Here is a 16131-nt window from a genome sequence, read left to right on the forward strand (position 1 = left end):
TCCCCCCCTTCCCCCCCCCCCCCCCCCCCCCCCCCCCTTCCTCCCCCCCCCCCCCCCCCCCTCGATGGCGTTATTGCCGCGACTCAACCCCCAACTCATCCCACACCGACTCCGCCAGGTGGAAGGTGGCATTGGCCGCCGGAATACCGCAGTAGATCGCACTCTGCATGATCACTTCCTTGATCTCTTCGCGCGTCACGCCGTTGTTGGCCGCCGCGCGCAAGTGCAGCTTGAGCTCGTCGTTACGGTTCATGCCGATCAGCATGGCAATGGTGATCAGGCTGCGGGTATGCCGTGGCAGCCCCGGGCGGGTCCAGATATCACCCCAGGCATGGCGGGTGATCATTTCCTGGAACTCGCCGTTGAAGTCGTTGAGCTTCTCCAGGCTGCGGTCGACATGGGCATCGCCCAGCACCGCGCGGCGCACCTGCATGCCGGCGTCGTAGCGTTGTTTTTCATCCATGGCGTATGTCCTCAGCGAGCCAGCAAAAAATCGAGCACGCGGTCACTGAACGGCGCACCGACCTCGACGTTGGACAGGTGCGCCGCCGGGAACTCGGCGTAATCGGCACCCGGGATGCCAGCCTGCATGAACCGGCCATGCTCTGGCGTGGTGACCACATCGGCGCTACCAGCGACGATCAGGGTCGGCACCTGGATGCGCTCGAGCTGGTCACGGAAATCGGCATCACGCACAGCGGCGCAGTTGCCGGCGTAACCGGCAGGCGCGGTGTGCGCCAGCATCTCGGTTATGCGTTGGGCAATCGCCGGCTCGGCCGCGGCGAACGCCGGGGTGAACCAGCGCGCAATGGAGGCATCGCGCAGGTCACGCATGGCCTGCTGGCCGCCCTTGAGCACGGTGTCGATGCGGGTGTTCCACACCTCGTCATTGGCGATTTTCGCCGCCGTGTTGCACAGGGTCAGGCTGAGCAGGCGGGCGCCTGCGTTGATACCCAGCCACTGGCCGATCAGGCCGCCCATGGACAGGCCGACGAAGTGGGCCTTGGGGATATCCAGCGCGTCGAGCAGCGCCAGCACATCGTTACCCAGTTGCTCGATGCTGTACGGCCCTTCGCTGACCACCGAGGCACCGTGGCCACGGGTGTCGTAACGCAGCACGCGAAAGTGTTCGCTCCATGCCGGGATCTGCGTGTCCCACATGCCAAGGTCAGTACCCAGCGAGTTGGACAACACCAGCACCGGGGCATGCGCCGGGCCGTCGAGTTGGTAATGCAGTACGCCATCGGCCAGTTGCACGTGCGCCACAGCGGTCTCCTTCAGGCAATGAAACGTTGATGTTCGGCCACGGCACGCGCCACCCAGACACGGGCCTGGCCGAGGTAATGGGCAGGGTCGAGCAGGCGGTCGAGTTCGTCGGCGGACAACTCGGCGCTGACCTGGGGTTCGTCACCGAGCACGGCGCGCAGGTGGCGTTGTTCGGCCACCGCGCGCTGGCAGCAGTGTTCCAGCAGATGATGGGCGCGATCGCGGCCCAGGCGCTGGGCCAGGACGATGCTGACGGCTTCGGCCAGCACCAGCCCCTGGGTCAGGTCGAGGTTGCGGCGCATGCGTGGGGCGTCCACTTCCATACCCTCGGCGATCACCTGGGCCTGGCGCAGGGCGCCGGACACCAGGCAGCAGATTTCCGGCAAGGTTTCCCATTCGGCATGCCACAGGCCCAGGCTACGTTCGTGCTCCTGGGGCATGGCGCTGAACAACGTCGAAACCAGCCCCGGCACACGGGTCGCGGCGCCGATCAGCACCGCCGCCCCCACCGGGTTGCGCTTGTGCGGCATGGTCGAGGAGCCGCCCTTGCCTGGTGCGGAGGGTTCGAACAGCTCACCCGCCTCGGTCTGCATCAACAGGCTGACATCACGGCCGAACTTGCCCAGGCTGCCGGCGATCAGGCCCAGCACCGAGGCAAACTCCACCAGGCGGTCGCGCTGGGTGTGCCAGGGCTGCTCGGGCAATGTCAGTTGCAGCTGTTCGGCCAAGGCTTCGGCCACCGGCAAGGCCTTGCTGCCCAGCGCCGCGAGGCTGCCGGAGGCACCGCCGAACTGCAGCACCAGCAAGCGCGGGCGCAGCTCCTTCAAGCGCTGGCGATGACGGGTCAGGGCGCCGAGCACACCGGCCAGCTTCATCCCCAGGGTCACTGGCGTTGCATGCTGCAACCAGGTGCGGCCCACCAGTGGCGTGTCGGCATGCTGCAGGGCTTGGCGGGCCAAGGTGTCGGCCAAAGTGCCGAGGTCGCTTTCGATCAGCGTCAGCGCCGCACGCAGTTGCAGCACCAGGCCAGTGTCCATCGCGTCCTGGCTGGTGGCGCCCAGGTGCACATAGCGCTCGGCCTCGGGCACGCCACTGGCGATAACCTTGCCCAATGCCTTGACCAGCGGGATCGCCGAGTTACCGGCGGTGGCGATGGCATCGGCCAATGCCCGCACGTCGTAGCGCTCGGCCTTGCAGGCGGCCTCGATCGCCGGCACCACGGCGTGTGGCACCAGCCCGGCGGCGGCTTCGGCACGGGCCAGGGCAGCCTCGAAATCGAGCATGCCCTGCAGCCGGCCCCGATCGGAAAAGACCTCGCGCATGGCCGGGGCGGTGAAGTAGGCGTCGAACAGTTGGTTGCTCATGCAACGTCCTTAGTGATCATCGTGCAGGTACTGCGCCTGCTTGGGCAGGCGCAGGCTGAACAGGAAGGCCACCGCCATCATGGCGGTCACGTACCAGTAGAAGGTGTTCTCCATGCCCAGAGTCTTCAAGCCCAGGGCCACGTACTCGGCCGAACCGCCGAACATCGCGTTGGCGATCGCATAGGCCAGCCCTACCCCCAGCGCCCGCACCTGCGGCGGGAACATCTCGGCCTTCACCAGGCCGCTGATCGAGGTGTAGAAACTGACGATGCACAGTGCCAGGGTCACCAGCACGAAGGCCATGAACGGGCTGCTCACGGTCTTCAACGCCATCAGCAGCGGCACGGTGAACAGCGTGCCCAGGGCGCCGAACAACAGCATCGAGTTACGCCGGCCGATGCGGTCGGAGAGCATGCCGAACACCGGCTGCAGGATCATGAACAGGAACAGCGCGCCGGTCATCACGAAACTGGCGCTCTTGGCGTTCATGCCGGCGGTGTTGACCAGGTACTTCTGCATGTAGGTGGTGAAGGTGTAGAAGATCAGCGAGCCGCCGGCGGTGTAGCCCAGCACGGTGATGAAGGCGGCGGCATGATTGCGGAACAGGCCACTGACCGAGCCTGCGTCCTTGTCTTGGCGGGTCTCGGCGCTGCTGGTTTCTTCCAGGGAGCGGCGCAGCACCAGCGAGATCAGCGCGGCAACCGCACCGACCACGAACGGGATGCGCCAGCCGTAGGCGCGCAGTTCTTCTTCGCTCAGCAACTGCTGCAGGATCACCACCACCAGCACCGCCAGCAACTGGCCACCGATCAGGGTGACGTACTGGAACGAGGCAAAGAAGCCGCGTTGGCCGCGCAGGGCCACTTCACTCATGTAGGTGGCTGTGGTGCCATACTCGCCGCCCACCGACAGGCCCTGGATCAGCCGCGCCAACAGCAGCAGCGCAGGCGCCCAGGCACCGATGCTGGCATAGGTCGGCAGGCAGGCAATGATCAAGGAGCCGAAACACATCATCAGCACCGAGGTCATCAACGAATTCTTGCGCCCGTGGCGGTCGGCCAGGCGGCCGAAGATCCAGCCGCCGATGGGCCGCATCAGGAAGCCCGCGGCGAACACCCCGGCCGTGTTGAGCAACTGCACCGTGGGGTCGTCAGAGGGGAAGAAGGCCGGGGCAAAATAGATGGCGCAAAAGGCGTAGACATAGAAGTCGAACCATTCCACCAGGTTGCCCGACGAGGCACCGACGATGGCGAAGATGCGTTTGCTGCGTTCTTCGCCGGTGTAATAGGTTGAGGTCATGGTGCGTTTACTCCTGGAGGGTCACAGGTAATTCTAGACATACCTGGTTACACACTCGTTCCGCCTCGACCCCATCGCGGGGCAAGCCCGCTCCCACGCTGCCTGATTGGTGTTTTCGTGGGAGCGGACTTGCCCCGCGATTAGGCCGGTACAGGTCAAACCCGCTCGATGGCCAACGCCAACCCCTGCCCAACCCCGACACACATGGTCGCCAGGCCTTTACGCCCGCCAGTCTTCTCCAACTGGTGCAACGCCGTCAGCACCAGCCGCGCGCCACTCATGCCCAGCGGGTGGCCAAGGGCGATGGCGCCGCCATTGGGGTTCACCTGCGGCGCATCATCCGCCACACCCAGTTCGCGCAGCACCGCCAGGCCCTGGCTGGCGAAGGCTTCGTTGAGTTCGATGACGTCGAAGTCGGCCACGGCCACACCCAGACGCTCGGTCAGCTTGCGCACCGCCGGCACCGGGCCGATGCCCATCACCCGTGGCGCCACACCGGCGCTGGCCATGCCCAGCACCCGGGCACGTGGGGTAAGGCCGTGCTTCTTAACGGCTTCGGCCGAGGCGAGGATCAGCGCGGCGGCACCGTCGTTGACGCCCGAGGCATTGCCGGCGGTGACGGTCTTGTCCGGGCCATTGACCGGCTTGAGCCGGGTCAGTGCTTCGAGCGTGGTGTCCGGGCGCAGGTGCTCGTCATGCTCGACCACGGTCTCGCCCTTCTTATGGGCAATGCGCACCGGCACGATCTCTTCGGCGAAGAAGCCGGCGGCCTGTGCAGCACCCGCCTTCTGCTGGCTGCGCAGGGCGAAGGCGTCCTGGTCGGCACGTGAAACCTGATAATCGTCGGCGACGTTGTCGGCCGTCTCGGGCATGGCGTCGACGCCGTACTGGGCTTTCATCAGCGGGTTGATGAAGCGCCAGCCGATGGTGGTGTCTTCCAGCTTCATGTTGCGCGAGTAACCGCTCTCGGCCTTGCCCATGACGAACGGCGCACGCGACATCGACTCGACGCCGCCGGCGATAACCAGCTCCATCTCGCCGCTGGCGATGGCGCGGAAGGCGGTGCCGATGGCATCCATGCCGGAAGCGCACAGGCGGTTGAGGGTCACGCCCGGCACGCTCGGCGGCAAGCCGGCCAGCAACAGGGCCATGCGTGCGACGTTGCGGTTGTCTTCACCGGCCTGGTTGGCACAGCCGAAGAACACTTCGTCGAGCTGGTCCCACTGCACGCTCGGGTTACGTTCGATCAACGCCTTGAGCGGCACCGCCGCCAGGTCATCGGCGCGCACGCCGGCCAGGGCGCCGCCAAAACGGCCGATGGGGGTGCGGATGGCGTCACAGATGAATACCTCACGCATCAGGCTTCTCCTGCCACTTGCCCATGGGCGGCGGCGGTGCGGGCTTCGAGGTCGCGCAGCGCGGTCAGCTCGACCTCGCTCGGCGCCGCAGTTTCCTGGGCATCGTCGGCAAAGCGGATCGCCCAGCCAGTGGCGTTGATGATCTGCTCGCGGGTCACGCCCGGGTGGATCGAGGTCACGACAAACTCGTGGGTGCCGGCTTCCGGCTCCATGATGCACAGGTCGGTGATGATGCCGACCGGCCCTTCGCCCGGCAGGCCCAGACGCTTGCGCGAGTCGCCGCCTTCGCCGTGGCCGACCGAGGTGATGAAGTCGAGCTTGTCGACGAACGCCCGTGGCGACTGTTTGAGAATGATCAGCACCTGCTTGGCGGAGCCGGCGATCTCCGGCGCACCGCCGGCACCCGGCAGGCGGGTTTTCGGCGCGTGGTAGTCACCCACCACGGTGGTGTTGATGTTGCCGAAGCGGTCTACCTGGGCGGCGCCGAGGAAGCCCACGTCGATGCGCCCGCCCTGCAGCCAGTAGCGGAAGATTTCGCCGGTCGGCACCACGGTGTCGGCGGTTTCCGCCAGTTCACCGTCACCGATCGACAGCGGCAGCACGCTGGGCTTGGCACCGATCGGGCCGGACTCGTAGATCAGCACCACGTCGGGCGACGAGGTCAGGCGCGCCAGGTTGGCGGCCTTGGACGGCAGGCCGATGCCGACGAAGCAGACAGCACCGTTGCGCAGGCGACGGGCGGCGGCGACGGTCATCATTTCGGAAGTGGAGTAGCTCATTGCGCGGCCTCCGCGGTGCTGGCCAGCTTGGCCTTGAATTCGGTGAAGTCGGTGGTGCCACGGATGTAGGTGTCGATCCAGGCGCTGAAGGTTTCGCGGTTGCGGGCGATCGGGTCCCAAGCCTGGTAGAAGCGGTTGTCGCGTTCGTAGTAACCGTGGGCGTAGGACGGGTGGGCACCGCCCGGTACCAGGCACACCGCGCTCAAGGCCCAGGTCGGCAGCACGCAGGCGTTCATAGGTGCGTTGAGGTCATCGACGATCTCTTCGACGGTGACGATGCAGCGCTTGGCCGCCAGGGCCGCTTCCTTCTGCACGCCGAGGATGCCCCACAGCAGCACGTTGCCCTTGCGGTCGGCCTTTTGCGCGTGGATCACGGTGACGTCCGGGCGTACCGACGGCACGGCGGCGAGCACTTCGCCGGTGAACGGGCAAGTGACACTCTTGATCAACGGGTTGACCTTGGGCAGGTCGGAGCCGGCGTAGGCGCGCAGCACCGCGAACGGCAGGCCGGAAGCGCCGGCGACATAGGCGTTGGCCAGGTCGGCGTGGCTGTGCTCTTCGATCTCGATGGCATGCGGCCACTGCTTTTCCACCGCATCGCGCAGGCGGTGCAGCGAACCCACCCCCGGGTTGCCGCCCCAGGAGAAGATCAGCTTGCGCGCGCAGCCGGCACCGATCAGTTGGTCGTAGATCAGGTCCGGGGTCATGCGCACCAGGGTCAGGTCGCGCTTGCCCTGGCGGATGATCTCGTGACCGGCGGCGGTCGGGATCAGGTGGGTGAAGCCTTCGAGGGCGACGCTGTCGCCATCCTGGATGAACTGCTTCACGGCATCGTGAAGCGAGAGGATTGCTGCCATTGGAGACTCCTGGTCAGGACGAGCCGGGTCGGTGAGCAGCGGGCCCATGCGTCGCTGCGATGGGCCCAGATTAAGGAGACTGGCGGGGCGGTTACAATCCGATAATCGCACTTTTGTGCGATTATCGAACCATTTGTTATCCTGCTATCCATATGCCTCAAATCGGCAGGATCCCTGTAGGAGCGGCTTCAGCCGCGAACACCGGCAAAGCCGGTGCCATTCACCGCGTCGCTTGCTTCGCGGCTCAAGCCGCTCCCACAGGCGGCGCCCTCCGCCACTGCGCAGGGCTTGCCGGCGAAAAGGCTGCACCAGAAGTCCCTCAGGTCGCGTCGGCGTGGCTAACCAGCCCCTTGATCACCACCCCCACGGCCGCCAAGGCCGCCGGTACCAGCAGTGCGGTGAGCACCTGCTCGAAATTCCAGCCCAGCCCCAGCAAGGTCGCCCCGCTCCAGGCACCGAGGATCGCGCCGAAACGGCCGATGCCGAGCATCCACGACACGCCGGTGGCACGCCCTTGGGTGGGGTAGAAGCGCGCCGCCAGCGACGGCATGGCCGACTGCGCACCGTTGACGCACATGCCCGCCACCAGCACCAGGGTCGCCAGCAGAGTGATGTTGCCCAGGCTCTGCCCCACCGCGTAGGCGAACACGCCGGCCAGCAGGTAGAAGATGCCGATTACCTTATGCGGGTTGAAACGGTCCATGGCCCAACCTACGCCCACCGCGCTGAGCACGCCACCGAACTGGAACAGCGCACCGATGAACGCGGCCTGCTCCATGCTCGCGCCGCTGTCGCGCATCAGCGTCGGCAGCCAGCTGGTCAGCAGGTAGACGATCACCAGGCCCATGAAATAGGTCAGCCACAGCAGCACGGTGCCCAGGCCGTAAGTGCCGGAGAAGATCACCGCGAACACGTTACGTGCTGCCACCGCCTTCTGCTCCGGCACACTGAAGCTCGCCGCCTGGGCAACCACCTGGGGTGCGATCGGCGCCAGGGTCTTGCGCACTTTGTCGGTACCACGGTTGCGCACGACCAGGAACCGCGCCGACTCCGGCAGCCAGACCAACAGCACCACGGCCAGCAACAGCGGCAGCACGCCACCGATCACCAGCAGGCTGTGCCAGCCGTAGGCCGGGATCAGCTTGGCGGAGATGAAGCCACCGCCGGCCATGCCCAGGTTGAAGCCGCAGAACATGCTGGTCACCAACAACGACTTGAGGCGCTCGGGGGTGTACTCGGAGAGCAGCGTCGTGGCGTTGGGCATGCCCGCGCCCAGGCCCAGGCCGGTGAGGAAACGCAGCACCAGCAACTGGTCGACGTTGGTTGCGTAGGCCGAGGCCAGGCTGAAGCCACCGAATACCAGCACCGCGCCTACCAGCACGCCCTTGCGCCCGAAACGGTCGGCCAGCGGCCCGGAGCCCAGTGCACCGAACACCATGCCGATCAGCGCGGCACTCATGACCGGGCCGAGGCTGGCGCGGTCGATCCCCCACTCCTGGGACAGCGCCGGGGCAATGAAGCCCATCGCGGCAGTGTCCAGGCCGTCGAGGAAGACAATCAAGAAGCACAGAATCACCACGCGCCATTGATACCGGGACAGTGGCTGGTCGTTGATGAACGACTGAACGTCGAGGCAGTTGCCGACGGTTGATTGCGGTTTGTTCATTGTTGTTATCCGGAAGATAGGCGCAGGCAGGCTACTGCGTACAGCAAAGCGCAGGAACGATAAGTTTCGCAGGGAAACAGCGGACTGGGTTCAGCCGGAGTTGAGCGGTAGCGTGCGCGGGTGCGGCCGCGACAGCAAAAGATGCGTATTCATCGAAGGAGCCCTTTTTGGCCTGTTTTTATTGTCAGGTCGGCACAGCCGACTTGTGCGACAGACATTAATCAGCGGGCCGGGCCTGCGCAATTCGTCGAAGACGACATTGTGCGTTTATCGAACAGGAAACTTTCGTACTGTTCGATTCTGGTGCATTCGAAGGCTTGTTGTGGGAGCGGCGTTGCGCCACTCCCACGGATGACTGCGCACTCAGCCAAACAGCTGATGGCAAAGATCCCGGCTGGCCGCCAGCAAGATCGGCAGGAAGCGTTGTTCCAGTTCACTGCGGCTGACCCGCCCGACATGGGTACTGACGTTCAGCGCCGCCAGCACCTGGCCGGAGGCGTCATAGATAGGCACGGCAATCGAGCGCAGGCCTTGCTCCAGCTCCTGGTCGACCACGCACCAGCCCTGCTCGCGCACCTGCTGGATACAGGCGAACAGCGACTGCGCATCGTGCAGGGTACGGCTGGTGCGGGCCTTGAGGTCGGCGCGGTCCAGATACTCGTGCAGGCTGGCATCGTCCAGCGCGGCCAGGAGAATGCGCCCCATCGAGGTGCAGTAGGCCGGCAGGCGCCCGCCAACCGACAGGTCGACCGAAATCAGCCGCTCGACGGTGGCCGAGCGTGCGATGTAAAGAATGTCGTCGCCTTCGAGCGTGGCCATGTTGGCCGCTTCGTGCAGCTGGTCGCTGATGCGGTCCAGGTAGGGCTGCGCGGAAACCGCCAGCGGCGTCGAGGATAAATAGGCGTGGCCGAGGGTGAGCACCTTGGGCAGCAATGAATAGGTACGACCGTCGGTCGTCGCGTAGCCGAGCTTCATCAGGGTGTGCAGGCAACGGCGCACGGCAGCCCGGGGGATCTCCGTGCGGTGGCTGATCTGGGCGATGGTGAGGTGGCGCTTGCGTTCCTGGAACGCCTGGATCACCGCCAGGCCACGGGCCAGAGAGGTCATGAAGTCCGGGTCACCGGTGAAAGCCTGGATGCGCTTGGCCGCCGACGCCACGATCGGCGGGGCCATGGCCGGCGTGGTGCTGCGCGCGGGGTCGTTGGCCACCGGGCCGCTGGTTTCATCGCTCATGGAGCTACCTCATAAAAACGCTGGTTCGTGCGATTATCGAACGAACGGCCGATAATCGCAATTGACCGCTGACACTTTTGCTTATACCTTTCCCCTGCCACATGTGGCTTCTTTGGAGAGACTGGTCAGGTACCCACCGTAGAAGTCCCAGGCAACGGCCTCGCCCACCCGCGAGGCCGTTTTTATTTCAACCGTCCTGAGCTGAACTTTAAACCCGGCGGGTTGAACTTATAGTGCCTGCCCACAGACTCACATGGCGCTGACCATAACAACTTGCAGGCCATTGTCGGCGGGCGGAAAAGAACGATGGCCTTCGTTCCGGCTGTTGCTATAATCGCTACTGTTGATTGTCCGCCAGATAAGTGGATCCATCAGCTAACTTTCGTCGCTTGATGACCTTCAAGCCACCGCCCTGGTTTGGCTTGCCCGGTGTTGAACAACGGCACTTTCAGCGTCCCTTGAACTTGCCACCCCCGGCATCGCTGCGACGGACATTTCGCGTTGGCCGCATACGCCGGCACATCCAATGTGCAGGTCTGTGCCAATGCCAAACTTCAAACTCTTCAGGTATGACTGTGACGAAAGAAGAACTGCGCGCGGAACTCGAGCGACAGGCTGAACGTTACAAGGATGTATACGGTGGCGAAGTCACCACTTATGCCGCACAACCCGACCCGGAACGTAAACCCTGGCGCAAGCGCGCAAGCATTCGCGACCAGGCGTTCGCCCAGGAGCTGGAAAAGATGGAGAAGGATCTGCACAGCGACGACGAACGCAGCTGAGCGACATCACCGCGCCATCAGTCAGCGACCGTCGGCGCGGCGGCATCTTTACCGAAACACCCTGGATGAAATGGATTTTCACAAATTTCATACGGCCGTTTGAGCGAATCCCCACACAACGACTTTCACTCAAATCGTTGATTTTTAGGGAATTTAGCGATTTTTCCCTGCCTGTTCGCGGCTAGCAACCGGCAAACGACCACGACCCTGAACCTGCGGTCATCCGTCATCGTTCTGTGGCAGGTGCATCGATTTGCAGGGTTTTCTGGCATAATCCCGCCCCCCTAAAGACCGCCAGACAACCTTCATGATCGATTTATTCAGCGGACTGGATGCCTGGGTCGTCGTGAGCCTGATGCTCGCTCTGACCTTCGTTCTCGCCTTCGAGTTCATCAATGGCTTTCATGACACCGCCAACGCGGTAGCCACTGTCATCTATACCAAAGCCATGCCACCGCACCTGGCCGTATTCTTCTCCGGGGTGTTCAACTTCCTCGGGGTGCTGCTCGGCGGCGTCGGCGTGGCCTATGCCATCGTCCACCTGTTGCCGGTGGAGCTGCTGATCAACGTGAACACCGGCCACGGCCTGGCCATGGTCTTCTCGTTGCTGGCCGCGGCCATCACCTGGAACCTGGGCACCTGGTACTTCGGCATCCCCGCGTCCAGCTCGCACACCCTGATCGGTTCGATCCTCGGCGTGGGCCTGGCCAATGCGCTGATCAGCGATATCCCGCTGGGCGATGGCGTCAACTGGCAGAAAGCGATCGATATCGGCATGTCGCTGGTGCTTTCGCCCATGGCCGGCTTCGCCGTTGCCGCACTGGTGCTGCTGGGCCTGAAATGGTGGCGCCCGCTGTCGAAGATGCACAAGACCCCGGATCAGCGCCGCAAGCTCGACGACAAGAAGCACCCGCCGTTCTGGAACCGCCTGGTGCTGGTGATCTCGGCCATGGGCGTGAGCTTCGTGCACGGCTCCAACGACGGCCAGAAAGGCATCGGCCTGATCATGCTGGTACTGATCGGTATCGTTCCGGCCAAGTTCGTGCTCGACCTGAACAGCACCACCTACCAGATCGAACGCACCCGCGACGCCACCCTGCACATGAGCCAGTTCTACGAGCGCAATGCGGCGACGCTGGGCGAGTTCCTGGCCTTGGGCAAGGCCAAGTCGGCCGACTTGCCGGAGCAGTTCAGCTGCAACCCGCAGCAGACCGAGCCGACCATCGCCGCGCTGCAATCGTCGCTGCAAGGTGTGACCGACTACCGCGCCCTGAGCGCCGAAAAGCGCGTTGAAGTACGCCGCTACCTGCTGTGCCTGGACGACACGGCGAAGAAGGTCGGCAAGCTGCCAGGCCTCGAGCCGCGCGAAAAGGCCGACCTCGAGAAGCTGCGCAAAGACCTCACCGCCACCACCGAGTACGCGCCGTTCTGGGTGATCGTCGCCGTCGCCCTGGCCCTGGGCCTGGGCACCATGGTCGGCTGGAAGCGCGTGGTATTGACCGTCGGCGAGAAGATCGGCAAGCAGGGCATGACCTATGCCCAGGGCATGTCGGCACAGATCACCGCCGCCTGCGCCATCGGCATGGCCAACATCTTCAGCCTGCCGGTATCGACGACCCACGTACTGTCGTCAGGCGTGGCCGGTACCATGGTCGCCAACAAGAGCGGCCTGCAAGGCGGCACCGTGAAGACCATCCTGCTGGCCTGGGTGCTGACCCTGCCGGCAACGATGGGCCTGGCTGCCGGCCTGTTCTGGCTGGCCTCCAAGGCCATTGGCTGAACACCGCTAGCATGAAAAAAGGCGCCTTAGGGCGCCTTTTTTCATGCTCCGGGCAAGCGCCCGGCAGTAGAAGCATCAGGGACGGGCGTTGATCTGCTGCTGCAGGTTCTGGATCTGACTCTGCAGCGTATTGATGCTGCGGGTGGTCTGCCCGCGGAAGGCATCGAACTCTTGCACCGAGGCGCCGCCGGCCGATTGCGCCGAACGGTTGTCAGCCTGGCTCTTGAGCACCAGCACATCCTGCTCCAGGCTCTCGATCGCCGCGCTCGGGTTGCGCTTCTTCAGGGCCTCCACCTCGCTGCTCAGGCTCTTCAGCTGACCATCGAGCTTGCCACCGTCGAGCTGGCCCGACTTCAATGCCGCCAGTTCCGTATTCACCGCCTTCAATTGCGCTTGCAGTTGCCCCTGCAACTCGGTCACGGCTTTCTGCTGCTCACGGGTATCCGCCAGTACCTGTTCCAGGCGCTTGCCCAGGTCGCCTGCCTGGCCGGCAACGCCCTGCTGCTGCTTGCCCTGCTCGGCCAGGTTGGCCTGTAGCTGGCGGATCTGCAGTTTCAACGCTTCGCTGCCGGTCGAACTGGTCGACTCGCTGGCGTCGACCTTGCCGCTGATCGCCTGCAGGCGCCCGGCCGCTTCTTCGCTGATACGGGCAAAGCTTTCCTGGGTGGCCACCAGTTGCTGCTCCAACAGCGAGATCTGCTGAAAACTCCACCAGCCCAGCCCGGCCAGGCCAATGAACGAGGCGCCCAGCAACGCCCATAGCGGGCCATTGCTGCGCGGCTGCGCGGCCTTCTGGCGGCTGCGCGCGACATGGGCGGGCAACAGCTCATCGTCATCCTGGGTGCCGGCGCGCAGGGCGGGCACGTCGTCGAAATCGTCGTGGGCGTCGTTACGCATGGGTGCATTCAACCACTGTGGTAGCAAAGAGGCATGAGTATAAACCGCCAAGGCGGCGCACTGCAGACCATCATCCCGGCAGCAGGTTCACTGATTGCCCGGTTGCGCTTTCCACCAATGACAGAATTCATCCAGCGCGGCCCAGGTGTCGGTCTTCGGGCGGTAGTCCAGGTACTGGCGGGCGCGGCTGATGTCGAGGGTGAAGTCCTTGCTCATCACCTGCATCGCGGTACGCGTCAGGGTCGGCTGCGGGCGCCCTGGCCAAAGCAGGCAGGCGGCCTCGTTGACCGCCGCCAGGCTGTAGGCCAGGCCGAAACTGCGATAGCGGGTGACCTGCGGCAGCTGCATCTGGCGCATGACGTAGTTCACCACATCCCACAACGGCAATGGGTGGCCGTTGCTGATGTTATAGGCCTGCCCCAGCGCCGGCGCCTCGGCAAACAGCGCGCTGAGCAACGCTTCGTTGAGGTTGTGCACGCTGGTGAAATCGACCTTGTTCAGGCCATTGCCGATGATCGCCACACGCCCCTTGCGCTGCATGCGCATCAGCCGCGGGAAAATACTGGCATCGCCAGCCCCGGTGACGAAGCGAGGCCGCAGGGCCAGTACCTCCAGGCCGAACTCCTGGGCACCGAATACCTTCTGCTCGGCCAGGTGCTTGGTCAGTCCGTAGTGATCGTGAAAGCGCCGTGGCACCTGCTCTTCGCGGATATCACGCTGGGAACGGCCATTGAAGTAGATCGACGGCGACGACAGGTGCACCAGGCGCCGCACATGCTCCTTGATGCAACCTTCGACCACGTTCTCGGTCAGCACCACGTTGCCCTGGTAGAAGTCCTGGTAACGCCCCCAGTTGCCCACCGCTCCTGCGCAGTGCACCACCGCATCGACGCCCTGGCACAGCCGCCGGGCCAATTCGGCGTCACCCAGGTCGCCGGGGATGAACTGCGCGCCGCGCTTGACCAGGTGTTCCACACCCTCCGCCCGCCGGCCATTGACCCGTACCTCCAGGCCCTGCTCCAGGGCAAAGCGCGCAAAGCGCCCGCCGATGAAGCCGCTCGCGCCGGTGACCAGAATTCGCATGTAACACTCCGCCTTGCCAGATTTCAGATGCAGCAGACGCCGGCCAGGCCTACAAGGGCACCAGCCAGTCCCGCGCCGAATGGCGCAGGTGCTCGGTCAGCTGGGCGAGCAGTTGCCCGCCGTTGCGCCAATGATGCCAGTACAGCGGCACGTCGATGGGGGTATCGCTGCAGATTTCCACCAGTTCGCCACGGCTCAACTGCTCGGCCACCTGGCGCTCCGGCACCAGCCCCCAGCCCAGGCCCGCCTCGGTCATGCGCAGGAAACCTTCGGACGAAGGACACAGGTGATGCAGGAAACCGTCCTGGATACCCAGCGATGCCAGGTAGCGATGCTGCAGGAAATCGTCCGGGCCGAACACCACCGCCGGCGTGCGCGCCAGCCGTGCCACCTCGAAGCCGTTGGGGAAGTAGCGCGCCATGAACGCGGGGCTGGCCAGCGCCCGGTAGCGCATCGCCCCCAGCGGCATGCTCCGCGCCCCGGCCACCGGCCGCTCGCTGCCGCACAGGCAGGCCGCCACTTCACCGGCGCGCATGCGCTTGAGGCCGACATCCTGGTCTTCCACCACCAGGTCCAGCAGTACCTGCTGCTCGGCACAGAACGCCCCCACGGCCCCCGCCCACCAGGTCGCCAGGCTGTCGGCATTGAGCGCGATGCGCAGGCGCTCAGGCATGCCCTCCTCGTCCAGCGCCGGCACCTGGCGTTGCAGGTCGCGCTCCAGCAGGCGCACCTGCTGCACATGGTTGAGCAACTGGCGGCCGACCTCGGTGGGGCTGGGCGGCGTGGCCCGCACCAGCACCGGCTGGCCGACCCTGGCCTCGAGCAGCTTGATGCGCTGGGAGATGGCCGATTGCGACAGCCCCAGCACTTGGGCGGCGCGCTCGAAGCCCGCCTGTTCGATCACCGCGGCGAGGGCGGCGAGCAGCTTATAGTCGAACATCGATTTCTCTAATGAGTGATCAGCTCTATTTGTTTTTCTTATACAACCGAGGGCGCCACAATGGCCACATCTTTCTTGGCAATCAACACCGGCCCCTGTGCCGGTGTCAGTGGAGTGTTGGCGCTATGTGGCAAAGCTATCTGAACGGCATGCTGGTGGCCTTCGGCCTGATCATGGCCATCGGCGCGCAGAACGCCTTCGTCCTGGCCCAGAGCCTGCGCCGCGAACATCACCTGCCGGTGGCGGCGTTGTGCATCGTCTGCGATGCGCTGCTGGTGGCCGCCGGGGTGTTCGGCCTGGCCACGGTGCTGGCGCATAACCCGACGCTGCTGGCGGTGGCCCGCTGGGGCGGCGCGGTGTTTTTGATCTGGTACGGCGCCAAGGCCTTGCGCAGCGCCTGCTCCAAGCAAAGCCTGCAGCATCAGCAGGGCCAGGGCGTGCGCTCGCGCCGCGCGGTGCTGCTCAGCGCGCTGGCGGTGACCTTGCTCAACCCGCACGTTTACCTGGATACGGTGCTGCTGATCGGCTCGCTCGGCGCCCAGCAGACCGTGCCTGGCGCCTACGTGGCCGGTGCCGCCAGCGCGTCGCTGCTGTGGTTCACCACCCTGGCGGTGGGCGCTGCGTGGCTGGCGCCATGGCTGGCACGGCCGGCGACCTGGCGGATGCTGGACCTGATGGTGGCGGTGATGATGTTCGCGGTAGCGGCTACCTGCTGGAGTTCCCGCTCAAGCGCGTGCTGGCGGCGAGCCTGGTGCTGGTCGACGGCAACCAGCAGGAACTCAAGCTGGGCAGCCGGGTGTTGCACCAGGAAAGTGGCGCCGAAGCGG

General features: G+C 65.0%; 14 protein-coding genes and 1 pseudogene. 3 read left to right on the top strand and 12 right to left on the bottom strand.

Going from position 1 to position 16131, the window contains the following annotated elements; all coding sequences use genetic code 11:
* Positions 1 to 70: 70 nt before the first annotated feature.
* From pcaC to pcaR, 9 genes are all read right to left on the bottom strand, one after another.
* Positions 71 to 463: a 4-carboxymuconolactone decarboxylase gene (gene pcaC / locus ACO6VM_RS15320; protein ID WP_070093782.1), complete on the bottom strand. Its 393-nt coding sequence runs from the start codon at positions 461 to 463 to the stop codon at positions 71 to 73.
* A gap of 11 nt (positions 464 to 474) precedes the next feature.
* On the bottom strand, positions 475 to 1266 hold the full coding sequence (gene pcaD, locus ACO6VM_RS15325) for a 3-oxoadipate enol-lactonase (RefSeq protein WP_422403507.1): 792 nt from the start codon (positions 1264 to 1266) through the stop codon (positions 475 to 477).
* Positions 1267 to 1277: 11 nt separating this feature from the next.
* Positions 1278 to 2630: a 3-carboxy-cis,cis-muconate cycloisomerase gene (locus ACO6VM_RS15330; protein ID WP_422403508.1), complete on the bottom strand. Its 1353-nt coding sequence runs from the start codon at positions 2628 to 2630 to the stop codon at positions 1278 to 1280.
* A 9-nt stretch (positions 2631 to 2639) separates the two neighbouring features.
* The gene (locus ACO6VM_RS15335; RefSeq protein ID WP_401060675.1) at positions 2640 to 3929 is read right to left on the bottom strand and encodes an MFS family transporter; all 1290 of its coding nucleotides are present in this window, start codon (positions 3927 to 3929) and stop codon (positions 2640 to 2642) included.
* A 155-nt stretch (positions 3930 to 4084) separates the two neighbouring features.
* The gene (gene pcaF, locus ACO6VM_RS15340; protein WP_422403510.1) at positions 4085 to 5290 is read right to left on the bottom strand and encodes a 3-oxoadipyl-CoA thiolase; all 1206 of its coding nucleotides are present in this window, start codon (positions 5288 to 5290) and stop codon (positions 4085 to 4087) included.
* Positions 5287 to 6066: a CoA-transferase subunit beta gene (locus ACO6VM_RS15345; protein ID WP_401060673.1), complete on the bottom strand. Its 780-nt coding sequence runs from the start codon at positions 6064 to 6066 to the stop codon at positions 5287 to 5289. The genes pcaF and ACO6VM_RS15345 overlap by 4 nt, the downstream gene beginning before the upstream one ends.
* A complete protein-coding gene (locus ACO6VM_RS15350) occupies positions 6063 to 6923 on the bottom strand; it encodes a CoA transferase subunit A (RefSeq protein WP_125462761.1) in 861 nt (286 codons plus the stop codon). Before ACO6VM_RS15350 ends, ACO6VM_RS15345 begins: the two co-directional genes overlap by 4 nt.
* A gap of 319 nt (positions 6924 to 7242) precedes the next feature.
* The gene (locus ACO6VM_RS15355; protein WP_422403509.1) at positions 7243 to 8589 is read right to left on the bottom strand and encodes an MFS transporter; all 1347 of its coding nucleotides are present in this window, start codon (positions 8587 to 8589) and stop codon (positions 7243 to 7245) included.
* A 363-nt stretch (positions 8590 to 8952) separates the two neighbouring features.
* Positions 8953 to 9822 (bottom strand): pca regulon transcriptional regulator PcaR, encoded by an 870-nt coding sequence (pcaR, locus tag ACO6VM_RS15360; RefSeq protein WP_125857563.1) that lies wholly within the window; start codon positions 9820 to 9822, stop codon positions 8953 to 8955.
* Between the two features lie 575 nt (positions 9823 to 10397).
* Between pcaR and ACO6VM_RS15365 the strand changes: the two genes are divergently transcribed.
* Both ACO6VM_RS15365 and ACO6VM_RS15370 read left to right on the top strand, forming a co-directional pair.
* Positions 10398 to 10604: a hypothetical protein gene (locus ACO6VM_RS15365; RefSeq protein ID WP_390967128.1), complete on the top strand. Its 207-nt coding sequence runs from the start codon at positions 10398 to 10400 to the stop codon at positions 10602 to 10604.
* A gap of 307 nt (positions 10605 to 10911) precedes the next feature.
* Complete coding sequence (locus ACO6VM_RS15370) at positions 10912 to 12384, top strand: inorganic phosphate transporter (RefSeq protein ID WP_258705771.1); 1473 nt, start codon at positions 10912 to 10914, stop codon at positions 12382 to 12384.
* A 75-nt stretch (positions 12385 to 12459) separates the two neighbouring features.
* On the opposite strand, the gene ACO6VM_RS15375 is transcribed toward ACO6VM_RS15370, so the two are convergent.
* From ACO6VM_RS15375 to ACO6VM_RS15385, 3 genes are all read right to left on the bottom strand, one after another.
* On the bottom strand, positions 12460 to 13281 hold the full coding sequence (locus ACO6VM_RS15375) for an ATPase (protein ID WP_390967127.1): 822 nt from the start codon (positions 13279 to 13281) through the stop codon (positions 12460 to 12462).
* A gap of 87 nt (positions 13282 to 13368) precedes the next feature.
* On the bottom strand, positions 13369 to 14364 hold the full coding sequence (locus tag ACO6VM_RS15380) for an NAD-dependent epimerase/dehydratase family protein (protein ID WP_258705770.1): 996 nt from the start codon (positions 14362 to 14364) through the stop codon (positions 13369 to 13371).
* A gap of 49 nt (positions 14365 to 14413) precedes the next feature.
* Positions 14414 to 15304, bottom strand: coding sequence for a LysR family transcriptional regulator ArgP (locus ACO6VM_RS15385; RefSeq protein ID WP_125462755.1), 891 nt, complete (start codon positions 15302 to 15304; stop codon positions 14414 to 14416).
* A 125-nt stretch (positions 15305 to 15429) separates the two neighbouring features.
* Between ACO6VM_RS15385 and ACO6VM_RS15390 the strand changes: the two are divergent.
* Positions 15430 to 16011 (top strand): annotated as a pseudogene (locus tag ACO6VM_RS15390) (LysE/ArgO family amino acid transporter); the annotation flags it as partial.
* Positions 16012 to 16131: the final 120 nt, after the last annotated feature.

It is taken from the genome of Pseudomonas sp. GZD-209 (assembly GCF_049310485.1).
Classification (GTDB): Bacteria; Pseudomonadota; Gammaproteobacteria; order Pseudomonadales; family Pseudomonadaceae; genus Aquipseudomonas; species Aquipseudomonas sichuanensis.

Excerpts from the sequence above, each read along its gene's own strand:
- ACO6VM_RS15330 (WP_422403508.1), bottom strand. The coding sequence starts at position 2,630 with ATGAGCAACCAACTGTTCGACGCCTACTTCACCGCCCCGGCCATGCGC.
- ACO6VM_RS15370 (WP_258705771.1), top strand. The coding sequence starts at position 10,912 with ATGATCGATTTATTCAGCGGACTGGATGCCTGGGTCGTCGTGAGCCTG.
- ACO6VM_RS15375 (WP_390967127.1), bottom strand. The coding sequence starts at position 13,281 with ATGCGTAACGACGCCCACGACGATTTCGACGACGTGCCCGCCCTGCGC.
- ACO6VM_RS15385 (WP_125462755.1), bottom strand. The coding sequence starts at position 15,304 with ATGTTCGACTATAAGCTGCTCGCCGCCCTCGCCGCGGTGATCGAACAG.
- ACO6VM_RS15345 (WP_401060673.1), bottom strand. The coding sequence starts at position 6,066 with ATGAGCTACTCCACTTCCGAAATGATGACCGTCGCCGCCGCCCGTCGC.
- ACO6VM_RS15380 (WP_258705770.1), bottom strand. The coding sequence starts at position 14,364 with ATGCGAATTCTGGTCACCGGCGCGAGCGGCTTCATCGGCGGGCGCTTT.
- ACO6VM_RS15355 (WP_422403509.1), bottom strand. The coding sequence starts at position 8,589 with ATGAACAAACCGCAATCAACCGTCGGCAACTGCCTCGACGTTCAGTCG.
- pcaC (WP_070093782.1), bottom strand. The coding sequence starts at position 463 with ATGGATGAAAAACAACGCTACGACGCCGGCATGCAGGTGCGCCGCGCG.
- ACO6VM_RS15335 (WP_401060675.1), bottom strand. The coding sequence starts at position 3,929 with ATGACCTCAACCTATTACACCGGCGAAGAACGCAGCAAACGCATCTTC.
- pcaR (WP_125857563.1), bottom strand. The coding sequence starts at position 9,822 with ATGAGCGATGAAACCAGCGGCCCGGTGGCCAACGACCCCGCGCGCAGC.
- ACO6VM_RS15350 (WP_125462761.1), bottom strand. The coding sequence starts at position 6,923 with ATGGCAGCAATCCTCTCGCTTCACGATGCCGTGAAGCAGTTCATCCAG.